At 42.6% G+C, this 18,100-nt stretch carries 14 protein-coding genes; 9 read left to right on the top strand and 5 right to left on the bottom strand.

Annotated elements, in window-relative coordinates:
• Nucleotides 1-165: 165 nt before the first annotated feature.
• Nucleotides 166-1,818 carry a hypothetical protein gene (locus tag H9653_RS08630; RefSeq protein WP_191691906.1) on the bottom strand — a complete coding sequence of 551 codons (1,653 nt, stop codon included), beginning with the start codon at nucleotides 1,816-1,818 and terminating at the stop codon, nucleotides 166-168.
• Between the two features lie 657 nt (nucleotides 1,819-2,475).
• On the opposite strand from H9653_RS08630, the gene H9653_RS08625 reads away from it, so the two are divergent.
• The 6 genes from H9653_RS08625 (at nucleotide 2,476) to H9653_RS08600 (ending at nucleotide 7,844) form a co-directional block, all read left to right on the top strand.
• The gene (locus tag H9653_RS08625) at nucleotides 2,476-3,084 is read left to right on the top strand and encodes a rhomboid family intramembrane serine protease (protein ID WP_191691905.1); all 609 of its coding nucleotides are present in this window, start codon (nucleotides 2,476-2,478) and stop codon (nucleotides 3,082-3,084) included.
• Nucleotides 3,085-3,214: 130 nt separating this feature from the next.
• Nucleotides 3,215-4,171 carry a metallophosphoesterase gene (locus H9653_RS08620; RefSeq protein ID WP_191691904.1) on the top strand — a complete coding sequence of 319 codons (957 nt, stop codon included), beginning with the start codon at nucleotides 3,215-3,217 and terminating at the stop codon, nucleotides 4,169-4,171.
• Nucleotides 4,172-4,290: 119 nt separating this feature from the next.
• Nucleotides 4,291-4,869 carry a 5-(carboxyamino)imidazole ribonucleotide mutase gene (purE, locus tag H9653_RS08615; protein ID WP_191691903.1) on the top strand — a complete coding sequence of 193 codons (579 nt, stop codon included), beginning with the start codon at nucleotides 4,291-4,293 and terminating at the stop codon, nucleotides 4,867-4,869.
• Nucleotides 4,870-5,088: 219 nt separating this feature from the next.
• Nucleotides 5,089-6,435: a 5-(carboxyamino)imidazole ribonucleotide synthase gene (locus H9653_RS08610; RefSeq protein WP_191691898.1), complete on the top strand. Its 1,347-nt coding sequence runs from the start codon at nucleotides 5,089-5,091 to the stop codon at nucleotides 6,433-6,435.
• A complete protein-coding gene (locus H9653_RS08605; RefSeq protein ID WP_144297416.1) occupies nucleotides 6,435-6,884 on the top strand; it encodes a YaiI/YqxD family protein in 450 nt (149 codons plus the stop codon). The genes H9653_RS08610 and H9653_RS08605 overlap by 1 nt, the downstream gene beginning before the upstream one ends.
• Before the next feature lie 321 nt (nucleotides 6,885-7,205).
• Entirely contained in the window at nucleotides 7,206-7,844 is a 639-nt protein-coding gene (locus tag H9653_RS08600; protein ID WP_191691897.1) for an NAD(P)H-binding protein, read from the top strand.
• 144 nt (nucleotides 7,845-7,988) lie between these two features.
• Here H9653_RS08600 and epmA read toward each other — a convergent pair whose 3' ends face one another.
• The 3 genes from epmA to H9653_RS08585 form a co-directional block, all read right to left on the bottom strand.
• Nucleotides 7,989-9,014, bottom strand: a complete 1,026-nt coding sequence (gene epmA / locus H9653_RS08595) for an EF-P lysine aminoacylase EpmA (protein WP_191691895.1) — start codon at nucleotides 9,012-9,014, stop codon at nucleotides 7,989-7,991.
• Between the two features lie 87 nt (nucleotides 9,015-9,101).
• Nucleotides 9,102-10,214: a 4-phosphoerythronate dehydrogenase gene (locus tag H9653_RS08590; RefSeq protein WP_191691911.1), complete on the bottom strand. Its 1,113-nt coding sequence runs from the start codon at nucleotides 10,212-10,214 to the stop codon at nucleotides 9,102-9,104.
• A gap of 150 nt (nucleotides 10,215-10,364) precedes the next feature.
• On the bottom strand, nucleotides 10,365-11,519 hold the full coding sequence (locus tag H9653_RS08585; protein ID WP_225211682.1) for an AI-2E family transporter: 1,155 nt from the start codon (nucleotides 11,517-11,519) through the stop codon (nucleotides 10,365-10,367).
• A gap of 956 nt (nucleotides 11,520-12,475) precedes the next feature.
• Here H9653_RS08585 and H9653_RS08580 point away from each other — a divergent pair.
• Both H9653_RS08580 and H9653_RS08575 read left to right on the top strand, forming a co-directional pair.
• Complete coding sequence (locus H9653_RS08580) at nucleotides 12,476-14,179, top strand: NAD+ synthase (protein ID WP_191691894.1); 1,704 nt, start codon at nucleotides 12,476-12,478, stop codon at nucleotides 14,177-14,179.
• Nucleotides 14,180-14,474: 295 nt separating this feature from the next.
• Nucleotides 14,475-15,752, top strand: a complete 1,278-nt coding sequence (locus H9653_RS08575; protein WP_191691893.1) for a hemolysin family protein — start codon at nucleotides 14,475-14,477, stop codon at nucleotides 15,750-15,752.
• Between the two features lie 84 nt (nucleotides 15,753-15,836).
• On the opposite strand, the gene H9653_RS08570 is transcribed toward H9653_RS08575, so the two are convergent.
• Nucleotides 15,837-16,601, bottom strand: a complete 765-nt coding sequence (locus H9653_RS08570) for a YggS family pyridoxal phosphate-dependent enzyme (protein WP_191691892.1) — start codon at nucleotides 16,599-16,601, stop codon at nucleotides 15,837-15,839.
• Between the two features lie 368 nt (nucleotides 16,602-16,969).
• Here H9653_RS08570 and H9653_RS08565 point away from each other — a divergent pair, with 368 nt between their 5' ends.
• Nucleotides 16,970-18,025: a type IV pilus twitching motility protein PilT gene (locus H9653_RS08565; protein WP_191691890.1), complete on the top strand. Its 1,056-nt coding sequence runs from the start codon at nucleotides 16,970-16,972 to the stop codon at nucleotides 18,023-18,025.
• Nucleotides 18,026-18,100 lie beyond the last annotated feature (75 nt).

Below are 18,100 nucleotides of genomic sequence, written 5' to 3'. Positions count from 1 at the left end.
TTGGTGCTAATTTGATATTCCTCGGCAAGTTGTCGAATGCTATAGCCTTCTGCAAGCTTATTGAGGATCAGTTGTCGATAGTCTTTTGAGTATGCCATATTATATACTGTAGCGGATTTTTGTTTCTTTTACTATAGCTCATTATTTGTTAGACGTTTTAAACTATCATCTTGCTTGCGCAGGCTCCACCACGATAACGCTATTGGCCATATCGTCTACTTCTGATTCTGAAAAAGGTCCCGGTGGTCGCGTTGATGCGGGACGGTCATTGCTTCTAGGTTCATTGCTTCTAGGTTCATTGTTTCTAGGCTCGTTAGCTCTAGGCGGATTATTAAAATTATTATTACGTGCCGGTGCAGGCGTCACGCTATCACCGGTGACGTCATCAGAAGCTTGATAGTCGTTATTGTTATTTGCATTACTGTTATTCATATTATTAGTGCCAACGTACTGGTCATTTAGGCCGCTACCATCTTGAGCAAACTGATTGCTTGCACCGTTCATCGCCATATTATCGGCGCCTATGCCGCTTTCTGCATTATTAGGCAATGGTAGCGGCACGGTACTATCTACCATTATTGCTGGTGCCAAAGTACGGATATCAGTGGTCAATCTTTGTAGCTGCATACCATCTGGCGCTTCTATCGTCATACGGTCATTTTGCAACTGCAGACGGGCAAACGGCGTCGCTCTTAATAATGTCAGGATATTGGGTAGCGCTTCGATAGGCATATTGGCAATATTGTTAGCCACGCCTTCTTGTACCGTAAACTGACACATCCCTGCCTGCTCGCCAAAACTGCTATTGAGCGCTTGTTGCAGCGTGCTTTGTAGTGCAGCGTCACCGACAGAGGCGCTACACGTGTATAAATTACCGTTATTATCCACGCCAACGATAAGCGTAGCGGGCGTCAACACCTGCGCGGGCTGCTCAGCGACAGGCGCTACCACAGCGGGTGCAGTCGTCACTGGCTCTACAGGCGGGACTTCATTAGGCTTAATTAAAAATGCCCATACCAATCCAATCGCTGCGATGGCGGCCAATAATAAAAACACCCGTATTAATAAGTCATTACGTTGGTTGCGGGTTCGTACTTTTTCGCGCTTTAAACTGCTGTTTTCTGCTAAGTGATGCTCAGCAGGATTGGCATGAATAGCGCTCGCAGTTAGGCTGTTATCGAAGCTTTCACTAGCAAGTTCTGTTGCCACGTTTGGTTGTTTTATCAAGTTCGCAGAAGGGCTTACCACGCTTGCTTCAGTAGCATTTTTATTTAATAAAACAGTTTCTGTCGCCGCATTGACTATGGCGTTTTGATAATCAAACAATTCATCAGGATTATCTTGTGTGACGGTAATGAGCGGTGCTGCCCATATTGGCAGGTAATGGCGCAGTGAAGGTTGCTCACTTTGTAGAAACGCCGGTAAAAACTGCCCGTTAGCCATGACTTTAAGCTCGCGGTAAGCCAGTGGCGCCGCATTCATAATGAGCTTTGTGGTAGTCAGCTTATCAATATGATGGGTCACTGCCAGCTCTTCGACAATGGTTTGGCGCGCGCTTGGGGCTTGCCATAATTGTTCAAATAATGGCGTCTCTACTATATTTTCATTAGCAATTGGCTCCTCATCACGCAATAACTGCGAGTAAATTTGCGGCAATGCCAAACGCGCCGCCAAAATGGCATAAAACTGCTCCAATAAGCTGACATAAGACACGCTGCCGTTATCAATACGATGCCCATCAATAACATGTTCATTATTAATCTGGCTACCTAAGACGGCTGGGGTTACTATCTGCTCTAATTGGTCGATGATATTCATAAGTTCCAGCCTTTATCGGCGTTGATTTAAGATATGCGACAGCGATTCTTTTTTTGACTTCAGTTTTATACGCTGTAGACTGTAGCACGCCCTTAAAAATGCGCGCTTAACAGGTTAGCACTTAGTCGGTACTGAGTTGATACTTAACAAGCTAATATTGGCATATAAATTGCCTATTATTTTTACCCCACTCTCAACTTATTTTTCTAAGGTATTGGTTTACTTAGTTTTTAAAATTTCAGTTAAAACAATTAGAATTTTAAATTCTATAAAAATCAAAAGCCTACGATAAGTTGAGATTGGCGTTATTATTTTTAGTCTTTTTTAAAATTTCAACAAGCGTAAAACTGGATAAATACCACCGATTAATGATTTATTTTTGGTAAATATTTATTCTGTCGTTAAACGTTACGGTCAGTATACGAAGCATTACTTAGTTGCCTGTTACGCTGTTATATTATTCAATATAAACGATTATTAAAGCATAATTTTGTCGTCTATTGGTTTTTTGCCTTAGCATCACTGTTATTACTGTTGGTGTAAGCTTTAGCTATTTTCAGCATCCATATTTAGTTATTTTTTATCCAACTTATTTGGTATTTAAGCACTACGCTCTATAACACTGCCCCCTATCAGGCTCGGCCTAAGGACTCTCCTTTGTTCAACCACACGACGCTTATTATCATTATTACGGTTATTGTCAGTTTATTGGCGTGGCAAAATAAAACCCTATTTAATCGGCTGATTTTTTATCCGCCAGCGGTGAATAACGGTCAATGGGATCGCTTTGTGACCCACGGCTTTATTCACGCCGATGCGATGCATTTGCTGTTTAATATGTTCACCCTGTACTTTTTTGGCCGGGCTATCGAAGGCTTGTATCAGTCATTTTTATTCGGTTATGGTTTTGTGGTTTTTTATGTGTTGGCTATCGTAATCGCCATGGTGCCAAGCTATCTTAAAAACAAAAAAAGCGCCAGCTATTTAAGCCTTGGTGCTTCAGGTGGGGTTTCAGCGGTGCTATTTGCATTTATTTTACTAACACCGTGGGAAAAAATTTATCTATTCGCCATTATTCCTATTCCAGCGATAGTGTTTGCCGTCGCTTACGTTGCTTATAGTATTTACGCCGATAAACGCGGTGGCTCCAATATCAATCATATGGCGCATATGTGGGGCGGCGCGTTTGGAGTGATTGCGACCATTATTTTAGAACCTCGCGTCTTGCCGCACTTTTTAAATGCGCTATTGTCTCCTGGGCTGTAGAACATTTAATAAAATCAAGTGGTGAAAGTCGAAGCTTGGTTTATAAATGAATTTTTAGTAGTTAAGCAGTTAGCGATGTTTTTTAGTAATTTTATTTTGAACAAAATATTTAAGAATTTAATAAATAATTATGATTATAGATATTATTGGTGATATTCACGGTTATGCAGACAAATTGATTGGGCTGCTAAAACAGTTGGGCTACGTGCATAATGGCAGTCACTTTGTACCGCCAGTAGGTCATCGGGCGCTCTTTATTGGTGATTTGATTGACCGTGGTTCGCAGCAGGTTGCCACTCTTGAAATTGTTTTTGCGATGCTAGATGCAGGCGTGGCCGATGCAGTGATGGGCAATCATGAATACAATGCTTTGGCTTTTGCGATGCTTGATCCAAAGCAGCCCGAGTACTATTTACGCTCGCATAGCGATGTACACGTACGCCAACATGAAGCGTTTTTAGCCGAAGTGCCCTTTGGCTCAGAAGCGCATCAATACTGGTTGCAGCGCTTTTATGAGATACCGCTTTGGCTTGAGACCGATTATGCCTGTTTTGTCCACGCTTGCTGGGATGTCGATAGCATGGCGGTATTAAAACCTTTGCTCACTGCTGGTAACTGCTTGACCCCTGAAGCGGTCATTGCCACCTCACAAAAACATAGCCCCGCCTACGACGCGCTTGAACGTGTGCTAAAAGGCGTGGAAACAGCGTTACCTAAGGGTTTGGTCATGGTCGATAAAGACGGTGCAGCGCGCTCACAAGTACGCGTGCGTTGGTGGCTTGATGAGCTAAATAAGCGGCCTATACATGAAATCGCCCGTGCGCCCAAATCGGGCTTGGCTCAGATTCCAAACGATGCCATGGCAGAGAACATTGAATTTGCCCTTAAAACACACAAACCCGTGTTTGTTGGGCATTATTGGCTTACTGGCAATCCTGAACCATTAAGTAATCAAGTGGTTTGCACCGATTATTCAGCAGCCATAGATAGCGGTTATATGACCTGTTATCAGCTTGATACTGAGCAGCCATTACCATTGAAAGCCAGTAACTTTGTGCAATATCGCCATGATGAAGGCCCATTATAAATCGATAAAACTGCGACATAAAAAACTGCTATTTGGTCAGCTTTGACATTAAACGGCAAACTTGGCTTTACGAAGGCAGCAAAACTTTTGTATGATGGTCTTTTTGAGGATATCAAAGCATGAGCACCACCTCCGCTACTGTGAACCCTACTACACAAAACGCTGCTATTGAGCAAAACGGTCCCATTACCTCCCCTGCTGGTCAACCAAAAGTTGGCATTATTATGGGCTCGCAGTCGGATTGGGCGACCATGAGTGCAGCGGCGCAGTTGCTTGCTGACTTTGATATTGCTTTTGAATGTGAAGTGGTGTCAGCCCATCGTACGCCAGATAGATTGTTCGATTATGCCAAAAGCGCTAAAGGTAATGGCTTACAGGTGATTATCGCTGGAGCGGGCGGGGCGGCACATCTGCCCGGTATGTGTGCCAGTCAAACGCCGCTGCCTGTGTTTGGTGTCCCTGTTAAATCATCTATGCTTAGCGGTTGGGACAGTCTGCTCTCTATCGTACAAATGCCAAAGGGCGTGGCTGTTGGCACCTTAGCCATTGGTACTGCTGGTGCCTATAACGCGGCCCTCCTTGCCATTCAAGTGCTGGCCTTGCATGATGAATCGCTTGCTACTAAGCTTGATAACATGCGTCAAGCGCAAACAGAGACCATTCTTGCAAGTCCAACGCCCGGTATTATTAATCAGTAAAGTAAGCAAGATGAGTTAACCTTTTAGCAAAAACTGCTGTTATCAATATTCTTGCTAGCAATATTTGATACTTACCATGCGCTAAACTTGATATTTATAGCCAAATGAGTTTTACTAAAGATAAGGTGCATACGGTGCACCTTTTCCTATTTCTAACCTTAACTTTTAGCCAATCATTTACTAAAAACCCTTATTCATTTTAAATGTAAAGAGCCTGCCATGACTACCGCCAATGCTTATCCTGTTACCCAAACCATCCGTACCATCGGTATTTTAGGCGGCGGTCAGCTTGGTATGATGCTCGCCCAAGCTGCCCTGCCGCTCGGTTATCAGTGCGTGTTTTTAGAAGATAATGCCAACTGCCCTGCCAGCCTATACGGCAAAGTTTTTTCTAGCGAGCAATTAGATGAATTTATTGCCGCAGCTGACGTCTTTACTTTAGAGTTTGAAAATACGCCAACGGCGACTGTCGAACAGTTGGCAAATCTATCAAAATCAGGCAGCAAACAAGGTATGTTCCCGCCACCGCTTGCCCTTGATATCGCTCAAGATCGCTTAAAAGAAAAAGGCATGTTTAATGAGCTTGATATCGCCACCGTGCCATTTATGGCGGTCAATTCTGAAGCCGAATTAAAGCAAGCTTGCGACGAGCTAGGATTGCCTATTGTGCTCAAGACCAGCCGCGGTGGTTATGATGGTAAAGGTCAATTCGTTATCAAAGAGGACAGCGATATTAAAACTGCTTGGCATGAGCTAAAAGACGCGGTTAGCGGTAAAGGTTCATTAACCCCAACGCCTGCGCCATTAATTGCAGAGGGCTTTATTAACTTTAGCCGTGAAGTATCTATCATTGCTGTACGCGCGCAAAATGGTCAGGTGCGCTGCTATGATTTGGTCGAAAACCATCATCATCATGGTATCTTAGCCAAAACCCGCGCCCCTGCCGTTGGTACCAGCCATTTATTTCAGCAAGCAACCGATGCCATTAGCACGGTGATGAATCACTTGGGTTATGTCGGTGTGATGGCGCTTGAGCTATTTGTGAGTAAAGATGCTCGCGGTAACGATTATCTGCTAGCCAACGAGATTGCTCCGCGCGTCCATAACTCTGGACACTGGAGTATCGAAGGCGCGATTACCAGTCAATTTGAAAACCATATCCGCGCGGTGGTCAATCTGCCCTTAGGCGATACCGACAACGTCCATCCAGCAATTATGCTCAACGTCTTAGGTCAATATCCTGATATCAGCGCGGTGCTCAATATCGATGGCGCTCATTATCATAGCTACCATAAGGCTGAGCGCGAAGACCGTAAAATTGCCCATATCACCTTGATGCCAAATGACGTGGCGGACTTAGAGCCCGCGCTAGCAAAACTGGTTGCGGTCTTGCCAAATAAAGTGGGGCTTGATAAAAAACTAGCCCCTACTATTACCGAGAAGCAAACAAGTACGCTAGAGGAAGCAAGCAATACGAAACCTAACAGTACTTCAGAAGATAATGAAAATGAAGTCAAAGGCAGCCAAACGGAGGTATTATTAAAGACCGATAAGGCTGAGAAATAATGCAGATTTGGGTAGATGCCGATTCGGTGCCATTGATTGCCAAAGACTTAATCATCAAAACGGCTGAACGTACCCAAACGATGGCGATATTTGTCGCCAATCAGCCGATTAAATTGCGCAAATCACCGCTGCTCGTCATGACCGTGGTGCCATCAGGGTTTGATAAAGCCGATGATTATATCGTTGAGCAAATCCAGCCGGGCGATTTGGCCATCACCAGCGACATTCCTTTGGCCAATGATATTTTAGATAAAGGCGGTATGGTTTTGACCACGCGCGGTGTGGTTTACGATAAAAACAACATCAAGCAGAAGCTTAATATGCGCGATTTTATGGATACCATGCGCGGCACTGGTGTGCTTGAGTTGCAAGAAATGAGCGGGCAGAAACCTTACGGCGACCGCGACAAAAAAGCCTTTGCCGATGGTCTTAATCGCTTGGTACGTTAATTGGTGCGGTCATTTCTTTTACTTATCAGCTTAAAAATTCTATTTTTTGAAACTTCTTGAAAATTTTTTATCTCTATAAATATCAACCTTCACAAAGTCCAGTCTTGCAAACCCTATACACTCCATAACCAAACACTATGCAATCAGCACGCTTCATAACGAAGTGTGCTCGTCATTATTGTTAGGCTATATGCAGCTTTTAAAACGAATTATTTTAAAAAAATATTTTTTGAATAAAGGGTTCTTGAATAACCAGTTTTAAATCATAAGTCTTTAAATAAATATAATGCATATAAAACTCATATAATAATAGGAATGATAATGAAAATATTAGTGATTGGGGCAAGTGGTCGAGTAGGTTCTGATTTGGTTAAGCAGTTATTAGCGGCTGACCATCAAGTGATTGGCACAACCCGTCAAGATGAAAAATTATTTAGCGATGACAATTATAGTCAGTTAGATTTAGATATTACTGCTGAGAAAGACGTGATTCAACAGCAGATTGAGCAAGATATCGATGCGGTTTATTTTGTTGCTGGTTCCGGTGGGAAAGATGTCTTAGAAGTCGATTTGCATGGTGCGGTCAAGACGATGCAAGCAGTTCAAGATAAAGGTATCAAACGTTATATCATACTAAGTACGGTATTTTCCTTAGATACCAACAAATGGGATCAGCCTGGTATTGCCGATTTAAAAGAATACTATATCTGTAAGCATTACGCCGATCAGTGGTTGGTTGAAAATAGCACGCTTGATTACACCATTGTACAAGCAGGTGCGCTAAAAGAGCGCGCTGGTACTGGTAAAATCATTGTTAACGATGATAATGCGGGCGAAAACGCTATTGAAGATGTGGCTACAACATTAGCAGCGGTACTTAATGCTGATAATACGATTAAAAAAGTCTTTAGTATGCATAATGGTGAGACCGCCATCGATGCAGCACTTGCTAAACTCTAATAAGTAAAAGCTATAACAAATAATGAGTAGTTTGTAGCGTAATAAAAAGTACAGACATAAAAAAGCGCGTAAGCCCTGGTTTACGCGCTTTTGTTATGGATTATTTAAAAATTAACGGTTACGTTAAATGATATTAAAGAACAACTAAGCTAGGCCACTTGGAAATGGAATGACGTCCTCTAAGCTGCTGGCACCTGTGATGACCATCAGCAACCTATCAATACCGACGGCGATACCGCTACAAGGTATCAAGTCATCAGATGCTGCTAATAAATGCTCATCGATTGGCATTTGTGGCAGATTATGCTGCTTGCGCAATTGATTATCACGCTCAAAGCGCGCTCTTAACGCCTGTCCGTCTGCCAGCTCATCATAAGCATTGGCAATTTCAATACCGTTAATATAAAGCTCAAAGCGCTTGGCGACTGTATTACCGTCTTTATCGATAGCCGTTTTCGCCAATGCTGCTGTCGCAGGCGGATATTCTATAATCAACGTCGGCAAATCGTGCCCCAAATTTGGCTCGACGGCATGACTAAACAATAAATCCAACCAACTTTGGCGAATATCTTCTTCACTATTGCTGGCACCATTTTCTGCACTATTAAAATCAAATCCTGTCAAACCTTTATCTTCTGCCACCGCTTGTAGCGCGGCAAGACTCGCCGTTAAGGGATGAATACCCACAAAATCCATAAAGGCATCGACGTAACGGTAATGACTCAGCACGATCGGATAACCGTAAAGCGCCTCCAATAGCTCGCCCAATTCAGTACCCATATCTTCTAGGCTATATTTCGGCTGATACCACTCGAGCATGGTAAATTCAATATTATGGCGCACGCCTATCTCATTATCACGAAATACTGGACAAATCTGGTAAATGGGCATCTGCCAGCTGGCAAGTAGGCGCTTCATCGCAAACTCAGGCGACGTATGCAGATAATAGGTACAAGGTTTGTCTTGATACGTGACCTGCGCGGCGACCGACTGCAAAAAGGTATCGGTATTACCTGCTTGTGAGAGCAACGGCGTCTGCACTTCAAGCACGTGACGACTGGCAAAAAACTGCCGAATAGCATTGATAAATTGCGCCCGCTTTTGTGCCATTGATAGCGTCATGGTTGGCGCATAACTGGGTTTAGAGGAAAGGTTATTTGCTTGGGTCATTACTCTCTACTGTAGTTTTCGAATAAAAAATCAAATAATTAAAATAGGCTTTGAAATGGAGTTTTAATCTTTAAAGCTGGTTGTCTTTTAAAACTGCCATTCGCGGCGTAAATGATAATCTCGGCGCAATTGATCAAAATCTGCACCATGTATTTGTCCATCTGTTAATTTATCTCGCAGTGCCGCATCATCTGCCATGATGTCATAAAACTTCACCAATCTATCTGGATGCTCCTTTAGCTCAGACCATAAAAACATATTGAGCGGCAGTAATCTATGCATGGTTTGCCCAGGAGCCACTGTTAATTTTTCACAAAGCGCATCATAAATCATTTGCGTACCGCGTAGCTTACCTTCTAACGTGTAGCCAGCAATATGAGGAGTGGCAATCGCAAGTTTAGATAATAAATTTGCTGCTATCTCAGGCTCATGCTCAAACACATCGAGTACCACTTGGCGTCCAGTACGGGCAATATCTGCCTGCAAATCATCGGCATTAATGACCGGCCCACGCGCGCTATTAATCAACAAAGTATCTGCTGGCATCGCAGCCAATGCTTCTTTATCAATTAAATGACGAGTTGGATAGTCGCTACCAGTAGGATTAGTGGCATGTTTTTTATCGGTCAACGGCACGTGCAAGCTAATCACATGACTTTGGCTCAATACTTGCTCAAAGCTGGCGTTATTAATGGTCGATGCAGGCAGTAGCGGATCGTAACCCAATACTTGCCAGCCTAAATCATGAGCGTACTCCACAAGAGTACTACCAATATTACCCAGTCCGATAATGCCCAAGGTCACGGACGGCGTCGATTTCTGCCAATATTGTGGACGTAAATTTAAGATAGCGGTCAATACGTACTGCGCAACCGAATGCTTACTGCAGCCTGCGGCATTGGCAAAGGTAATATTGCGCGCTGCCAAATAGGTTTGATCGACATGGTCAGTACCAATCGTCGCCGAACCAACAAATTGAACGGTATTATTGTTTGCCAATAGCGGCTCGCCAACTGGCGTAACCGAGCGTATCAACAGTACGTCAGGCTGATACTCTGCGAGCAACTGGGCATTGATAGCGCGCCCAGCAACGCTAATAATATTTACTGGTCGTTTATTATTTTGCCCAAGCGTCGACGCATTAAAAAACTCATCAAGGCTAGCGATATTGCTATCAGCAATGATAGTTAGAGGACGCATATGTTCATTATTTGCAGCGCTCGCATGTGGCATTTTTAATTATCCCTATCTCTAAAGGTTTATTATCAATGATTGCTGGATTAGCAAGGTGTATTTTTTATAGGTTGGTTTTAATAGTTTTTAAATTGCTGTTCAAATTAAGCACACGCCCTAATCCGTAGAAACGATATTTTCGTCTTTATTTTGTGCCGTAACTTTAGGGTGCATCTGGGCGTCAACAAGCATATCTTCGTGCTGCGCAAATAAATCATTCTTATGTTGCGATATCCACTCACGCCATACTGCAAGGCCAATTGCCAATACTACAGGACCGATAAACAAGCCGACAAAACCAAACGCCGTCAGACCACCCAACACCCCGATAAAAATAATAATAAAAGGAATTTTGGTCGCGCCACTGATCACAATAGGACGTATAAGATTATCAACCCAGCTGATAACCAATATGCCCCAAAGCGCCAAACCAATCCCTTCTACAGTATGACCTTGGCTTAATAACCAAATAGACACCCCGCCCCAAACAAATGGCGTACCAAAGGGGATTAAAGCGATAATAAAAGTAACAATGGTCAGTAGAATAGGACTTGGTGCACCAGCGAAATAATAACCAATACCAGCGAGCAAAGCCTGAGCCAATGCGGTCAAACCAATGCCATACACTACCGCGCGCGTGGTCGTACCGACCGAATCAATATAACCATCGATGCGATTACCAATGATATTGCGTAAGGCTTGGCGGATTTGACGTACCAAACTGGTGCCATCGCGATAAAAGAAAAACAGCGTCATCAGCGCCATCCCCATTTTGGCAAGACCACTGAAAACGACATCGAACGCGACTTTGCCATAATATAGATGCGACTGTACCCACAGACGAAAGGCCTCTAGCGTGCCTTCTGGGTTTTTATTAATTCTCCACAACACATCTTTGACTTGCTGTCCGATGACGGGTAAGTCCTTGATAGAGTCTGGCACATCCAAATAGCCAACCTTGATGCGATAAATTAAGTTGCTAATTAGGCTTAAAGCTTCTTGCTGCAAGATAAAGACACCAGCAACGAGCGGCAGACCAATCATCAATGTGATGCTGACCGTCATAATAGCGGCGCTAAAGTTTGAGCTAAAGCGAACGCGCTGATGAAAAAAATTATAAATAGGAAAGGTGACGTACGCTAAAATCGCGGCCCACAGTGCCGGTACAATAAAAAACTGTACGACTTGAAAGCACAATACAATCAGCACCACCAGCAAAGTAATAGCCAATAAGCGCTGAATAATAAATTCTTTTGTCCAGTTTTCGATCATAGCGTATAAACCAAGAGCGGGCAGCAGACAGCCAATTTGGCGCTGCTGTAACGTTTATAAATAGGTGGATAAAAATCACAGACCGCGTCCATTATTTATATCCCTTAGCGAGTGTGTTGCGTTATAAATTCTACGTTGTCAGCTTTGCGAGATATTTGCTTCATAAATTAGGCGAAATCATTGCGAAAAATAAGTCTAATAATAGCGCTACCGTACCATAGCGCGCTTTTATAAACATGTTATTTGGTTATAAAAAACAGTATTCATCTATAAAAATAATTGTGATTCATAAAATCGCTCTTAACTTGCCATTTCTCTATATTTAGAAGAGTAAGCCCAAACATAATAACGGCTTATTATGCCTCAAAGCCTACCAAATAAATAAGGCTATGTTGTAATCTTTACTTACAATTACCTGCACGCTATCGGCACTAATATTATTAAGTATTAATAGGTACTTTCAAAAACACCTTATTAGAATCATTGCTTTAAAACAATAGTTATTTATTTGCTTTTTAATGACTTCTACGCTGACAACTTGCGCGCTAAATCACTGTGCAGTTCTATTTGTGCAGACAATTGATGTTATACTAAAGGGATTAATTTGCACATTTAAACGCTGTTAAGCAGGTTTGCTGTTATTGGTTTATAGCAAAATCAGCCCTAGCGTTTTTAACACTATTTCTGAAAACCTTTATTGATTGCCCTATTCTAAGCGGTTTTAAGCACTACCATTTAGAGCAGCGCCGCATATTTTAGTAATACCGATATTCATTGTATTAATGGCTATCCAAGTGCCGCGCTCAGCATAGGCTCACGATTTATGAGCCTTGATATGGGGGCATAAGTGCATACTCATATTTTGCATTACTTTCATAACCTATTTTGCTTTGGTTTTATTTAAAACCCAGCTAGATTCAATACATTTACACAACCTATTGATAGGAACAATAACAATGTCAAAAGACACCACCAAAGATACTGACAATCCCAACTTTAATTCGTCAAACGAGGCCAATACAGGCTCTAAATCGCAAGACAGCGTTACTTTTGCGTTAGCACAATCGCATTTTTTGGTCGGCGATATCACCGCCAATGCTGAAAAAATGCGCGCCCTTGCCCTACAAGCCCGTGAGCAAGGCGCTGATGTCATCATTTTCCCAGAGCTTGCTTTATTAGGCTATCCTCCGCAAGATTTGCTGCTACGTCCTAGCCTATCTGGCCGTGTCAAAAGCGCGCTGTCTAGCCTGAGTGATATCGATGATATCGTGATGATCGTGGGCTATCCGCATGTCGATCATCATGGTACCTTTAACTCGGCGGCGATTTTGCATAACGGTCATCAAAAAGGCTTTTATCATAAGCAAATCTTACCAAATTATGGCGTTTTTGATGAGCGTCGTTATTTTGATAAAGGTCGCAATCAAGTCTTATTTGACTATAAAGGCATTACCATTGGTCTGCTAATCTGCGAAGATTTGTGGGAAAAAGGTCCGATTGCTGAGCTTAAAAAACAAGGTGCTGACCTTGTGGCCTGCTTAAATGCCTCACCGTTTGAGATTGAAAAACAAGACAATCGTAAAACCATGCTCGCCAAACGTAGCCGCGAAAATAATCTGCCAATTATTTATCTTAATGCCGTTGGCGGGCAGGATGATTTGGTATTTGACGGCGGCTCTATGGCCATCCAATCTGATGGCAGCGTTGCTCATGAAGCGTCGCGCTTTATGAATCAGCTCATGCTGACGACGTTTGACGTAAAAACCGCAAAATTCGATATGCAAACAAAAGCGCCATTGTCATTAAGCCGCGAGTCGGAGATGTACCAAGCGTTGGTCGTCGGTTTGCGTGATTATGTCAACCTATCCGGCTTTACTGGTATTATTGTTGGCTTGTCAGGCGGTATCGACTCAGCGTTAACCTTATGTATCGCTGTCGATGCGCTGGGTGCTGATAAAGTCTATGCGGTGATGATGCCGTACGAATATACTTCTCAAATCAGTTTAGAGGACGCGCAAGCGCAAGCCCGCCGCTTAAACGTTTCTTATACGGTTTGCCCGATTTTTGACGCCGTTGAAGGCATACGTCATACTTTAGCGCCATTATTTAACAAATCGCCTGCTGATACCACCGAAGAAAATATCCAAGCGCGCGCTCGCGGTGTGGTACTAATGGCCTTGTCTAATAAATTTGGGCATTTAGTCATCACTACGGGTAACAAATCAGAGCTAGCAGTTGGTTATTCGACTTTATACGGCGATATGGCAGGCGGTTTTGACGTACTAAAAGACGTTTATAAAACGCAAGTTTATAAGCTTGCCAGCTATCGCAACCGTTTAGAAGACACGCCAGTTATTCCTGAGCGCGTTATCATACGTCCGCCATCGGCCGAACTACGTCCTGATCAAGAAGACCAAGATAGCTTGCCAGACTATGATGTGCTAGATGGTATTTTGATGTCGTATATCGACGAAGATATGGGCTATCAAGATATTGTCGATAAAGGATTTGATGCCGATTTGGTCGCTAAGGTGATTAAAATGGTTGATAATAGCGAATTCAAACGTGCTCAAGCGCCGATTGGGACTAAAATCAGCCATAAAGCCTTTGGCCGTGAACGCCGTTTTCCTTTAGTCAATAAATGGGCGGTAAAAGGCTAAGCGTCAACGACTAAAGTTGCTATTTCAATCTTTTAGATGTCTCTGTAGTCTGAATACACTACCCTTTAGATAAAGGCTAAAAGGTTGAATAACTTTACGTTTCTATATAATTTTATATAATATAATCAGAATGTTTTATAATAAGCTGGGTACTTACCCAGCTTTTTTAGTTTTTATTGATAAAGTTTTCTTTATATAAAACTCTTTGAATAAATAATTAAACCCAGTGCTCTACTTTTCTATATTTCAACTACTTTCAATTTAACTACCCTACCTATCGTTATCCGAGTCCGTCATGAGTTTGCTAACCGCTAGTATCTTTCTTTTATTATTACTGGCTTTGAGTGCCTTTGTTTCTGGGGCAGAAATTGCTATCGCTGCTGGTCGCAAGATTAAGCTGCAAATCATGGCAAAAGAAGGCGAAGTCCGCGCCCTTGATGTTTTGCATATGCAAGAAAATCCTGGTGGATTTATTACGGTGGTGCAAGTCGTGCTTAATGCTGTCGCCATTTCAGCTGGTGCGGTTGGTGAGTCGGCGATTAGCCCGTATTTACAGCTGTTAGTCAAGAATGAAGCGGTGTCATCGGTTATCTCATTTGTCGTGATTACCAGCTTATTTTCCCTACTTGCTGATTTGATGCCCAGACGTTTGGCGATGTCTAATGCAGAAGTTTTTGCGGTGCGGCTGGTACGCCCTATGATGGCGCTGACATTTATTTTTAAGCCCGTTATTTGGATCTTTGATGGCGCAGCAAACCTCATTTTTGAGTTTTTTGGTATCTCAACCACACGCCAAGATGACATGACACCAGAAGACATCTATGCAGTGATGGACGCGGGCGCGGAAGCTGGGGTAATTAAAAAACAAGAACATCATTTGATTGAAAATATCTTTGAGATGCAAGAACGTACCGTTACGTCGGTCATGAATCCGCGTGAGCATATCGTCTATTTTGATAGCAAAACCAGTACCGAAGAAGTGGTTGAGGTAATGATTGCCCAGCCACACAATAAATTTTTGGTCTGTGAAGAAGACGATTTAGAGCAAATTATCGGCTATGTAGAGTCGCGCAGCTTTCTAGCTCTGGTGCTCAATCAGCAAGAAGTTAGCCTAACCGATAAAGCCCTATTAAAACCGGCATTATTTGTACCTGATACCTTGTCTTTGTTTGAAGTCTTAGAGATGTTTAAATCGACCGGCGCCGACTTTGCCGTTATCGTCAATGAATATGGCTTGGTGGTTGGTGTCATTACCCTGCGTGATGTAATGAGTATTGTCATGGGAGAGCTGGTCACAGTTGAGGAGCAGCCTATCGTACAGCGCACCGATAACTCTTGGCTTATCGATGGCATGACGCCCATTGAAGATGTGGTACGCGCGCTCGATATCGTTAATTTACCGCGCAGTCAAAACTATGAAACCATTAGCGGCTTTATGATGTATATGCTGCGCAAAATTCCTAAAAAAACCGATACCATCGAATACGCCAATTATCGTTTTGAGATTATTGCGACTGATAACCTAAAAATCACCCAGCTACTAGTTACTAAGCTTGAAGAAGCGGTTAAGTAAAAAGAGCGGTTCAAATTTAATATCTTATAACTTGATTTAGTATTCACTTAATGGTTTAACAGTCAATTAATGACAAGCTCAAAATCAGCCACGCACCCCAAATATCGCCGAGCCGACGCGTACCATGGTCGAGCCATGGGCAATCGCGGCGCTCATATCATCACTCATGCCCATACTCAGCGTATCCCACTGCTTTAATTCTGGATGTTCACGCTTGATACTATCAAATAACTGCTTGATGCGAACAAAAGCATCAGTATTGGCTTTTGCGGGAATAATCATCAGCCCGCGCAATTGCAAGCGCTCGTACTCTTTAAGCGCGCTTATCAAGTCTGGCAGCTCAGCTGGCAAACATCCTGACTTACTGTCTTCATTATCAATATTAACTTGTATCAACACATTAAGCGCTGGCAGCTCGGCTGGGCGCTGCTCATGTAAACGTTTGGCGATAATCTCACGTTCAAGCGTTTGCACCCAATCAAAATGCTCTGCAATATCACGGGTTTTATTACGCTGAATACTGCCAATATAATGCCAAACGATGTGTTCACAGTCTGGCTGTTGTCGTAAAGCTTGTATTTTCTCAATAGCCTCTTGCAAGTAGTTTTCACCGAAATCTTGTTGGCCTTGACGCGCTAACGTCGCAATCATCTCAGCAGGTTTGGTTTTAGACACTGCTAATAAAGTGATCTCGTCTTTCTGCCTTTGCGCCTGTACAGACGCTTGCGCCATCTGCTCACTTACTTGCTGCCAATTTTCAATCAATTTCGCCGCCTCAAAATCATCTTCATTGTTTTTTTTATCAGCTAAACTCGTAGCGTTAGTTTGTGGTGTAGAGGTAGTGTTCATAAAAAACTCACTGAAATATTAGGTAATTATTTTATTAATTATAAATAGAAGAAGCTATGAAATTAGGCAGTTAAAATTTTGATAAGAAACAGACATAAACTTATATTAACAAAACAAAGTATATTTGGATTATTTTTACATTTTATGCATATAGTAGATGGTTAAATAGCAGCAGGCTTGTATCATATTGTTACATAGTCTAACTCATGCTACTGAAAAATATAGCAATAGTAACAGCGAAGACTACAACTCTTTTAAATAAGCTAAGTTAAATAGTGGCATAGAATCGTAAAGTATCATAATTTCTAAGCGTTTCTTTGTCCATTCTTGTTTGGCTCATTTTTGTCTATCAATAGGGATATTTCACTATGGCTGAAAAGCATCATTTAAACATCGAAGACTTGTTGCGCTTTACCGTTAAGCACAAAGCGTCGGATTTACATATTTCAGCCGGTATGCCAGCGATGATTCGTGTCGATGGTGAGATGACCCGTATTAACATGCCTGAAATGACGCATCAAGTGGTGCATCAGCTTATTTATGACATCATGAATGATAAGCAACGCGCTGACTTTGAAGAGTTTTTTGAGACCGACTTCTCTTTTGAGATTCCAAATCTAGCACGTTTTCGTGTCAACGCCTTTAATCAAAACCGCGGCGCTGGCGCTGTTTTTCGGACCATTCCTTCTAAAGTTCTTACTATGGAAGACTTAGGTATGGGTGACGTCTTTAAACGGGTATCTGACTTTAAACGCGGTGTGGTACTGGTCACAGGTCCAACGGGTTCAGGGAAATCTACCACGCTTGCTGCCATGATCGACTATATCAATGAAACCCGTAAAGAGCATATTTTAACCATTGAAGACCCGATTGAATTTGTCCACGAGTCTAAAAAGAGCTTGATTAACCAACGCGAAGTCCACCGCGATACCTTAGGTTTCGAGCCAGCATTGCGCTCTGCTCTACGTGAGGATCCAGACGTTATTCTCGTTGGTGAGTTACGTGACCTTGAGACCATTCGCTTGGCATTGACTGCCGCTGAAACAGGGCAGCTGGTCTTTGGCACCTTGCACACCAGCTCTGCTGCCAAAACTATTGACCGCGTGATTGACGTCTTCCCTGCAGCCGAAAAAGATATGATACGGGCGATGCTTTCAGAGTCGCTACAAGCGGTCATCTCACAAACGCTACTACGTCGGCAAACCGGTGGACGTATTGCTGCCCATGAAATCATGCTAGGCACGCCTGCGATTCGTAACTTGATACGTGAGAATAAAATCGCGCAGATGTATTCTGCTATCCAAACAGGTGCAGGTGAAGGCATGATTACTCTTGATCAAACGCTTAAAAACTTGGTTTCAAAAGGCACAATCAGTAAAGATGTGGCTCGCCCTTATGCCAAACAGCCTGAAGCCTTTATTTAGTATGGGTTTACATAGTATTAAGAGTTTTAATATAAATTTTTGTTAAAGTTATAGATAAATGATCAAAAACTTTTA

It is taken from the genome of Psychrobacter communis (assembly GCF_014836505.1).
Classification (GTDB): Bacteria; Pseudomonadota; Gammaproteobacteria; order Pseudomonadales; family Moraxellaceae; genus Psychrobacter; species Psychrobacter faecalis.
This window is presented reverse-complemented; position numbering and strand designations above follow the sequence as displayed.

What these genes read in the sequence shown, in the direction of transcription:
- H9653_RS08630 (WP_191691906.1), bottom strand. Translation starts at nt 1,818, where the DNA reads ATGAATATCATCGACCAATTAGAGCAGATAGTAACCCCAGCCGTCTTA.
- H9653_RS08620 (WP_191691904.1), top strand. Translation starts at nt 3,215, where the DNA reads ATGATTATAGATATTATTGGTGATATTCACGGTTATGCAGACAAATTG.
- purE (WP_191691903.1), top strand. Translation starts at nt 4,291, where the DNA reads ATGAGCACCACCTCCGCTACTGTGAACCCTACTACACAAAACGCTGCT.
- H9653_RS08610 (WP_191691898.1), top strand. Translation starts at nt 5,089, where the DNA reads ATGACTACCGCCAATGCTTATCCTGTTACCCAAACCATCCGTACCATC.
- H9653_RS08605 (WP_144297416.1), top strand. Translation starts at nt 6,435, where the DNA reads ATGCAGATTTGGGTAGATGCCGATTCGGTGCCATTGATTGCCAAAGAC.
- H9653_RS08600 (WP_191691897.1), top strand. Translation starts at nt 7,206, where the DNA reads ATGAAAATATTAGTGATTGGGGCAAGTGGTCGAGTAGGTTCTGATTTG.
- epmA (WP_191691895.1), bottom strand. Translation starts at nt 9,014, where the DNA reads ATGACCCAAGCAAATAACCTTTCCTCTAAACCCAGTTATGCGCCAACC.
- H9653_RS08590 (WP_191691911.1), bottom strand. Translation starts at nt 10,214, where the DNA reads ATGCGTCCTCTAACTATCATTGCTGATAGCAATATCGCTAGCCTTGAT.
- H9653_RS08585 (WP_225211682.1), bottom strand. Translation starts at nt 11,519, where the DNA reads ATGATCGAAAACTGGACAAAAGAATTTATTATTCAGCGCTTATTGGCT.
- H9653_RS08580 (WP_191691894.1), top strand. Translation starts at nt 12,476, where the DNA reads ATGTCAAAAGACACCACCAAAGATACTGACAATCCCAACTTTAATTCG.
- H9653_RS08575 (WP_191691893.1), top strand. Translation starts at nt 14,475, where the DNA reads ATGAGTTTGCTAACCGCTAGTATCTTTCTTTTATTATTACTGGCTTTG.
- H9653_RS08570 (WP_191691892.1), bottom strand. Translation starts at nt 16,601, where the DNA reads ATGAACACTACCTCTACACCACAAACTAACGCTACGAGTTTAGCTGAT.
- H9653_RS08565 (WP_191691890.1), top strand. Translation starts at nt 16,970, where the DNA reads ATGGCTGAAAAGCATCATTTAAACATCGAAGACTTGTTGCGCTTTACC.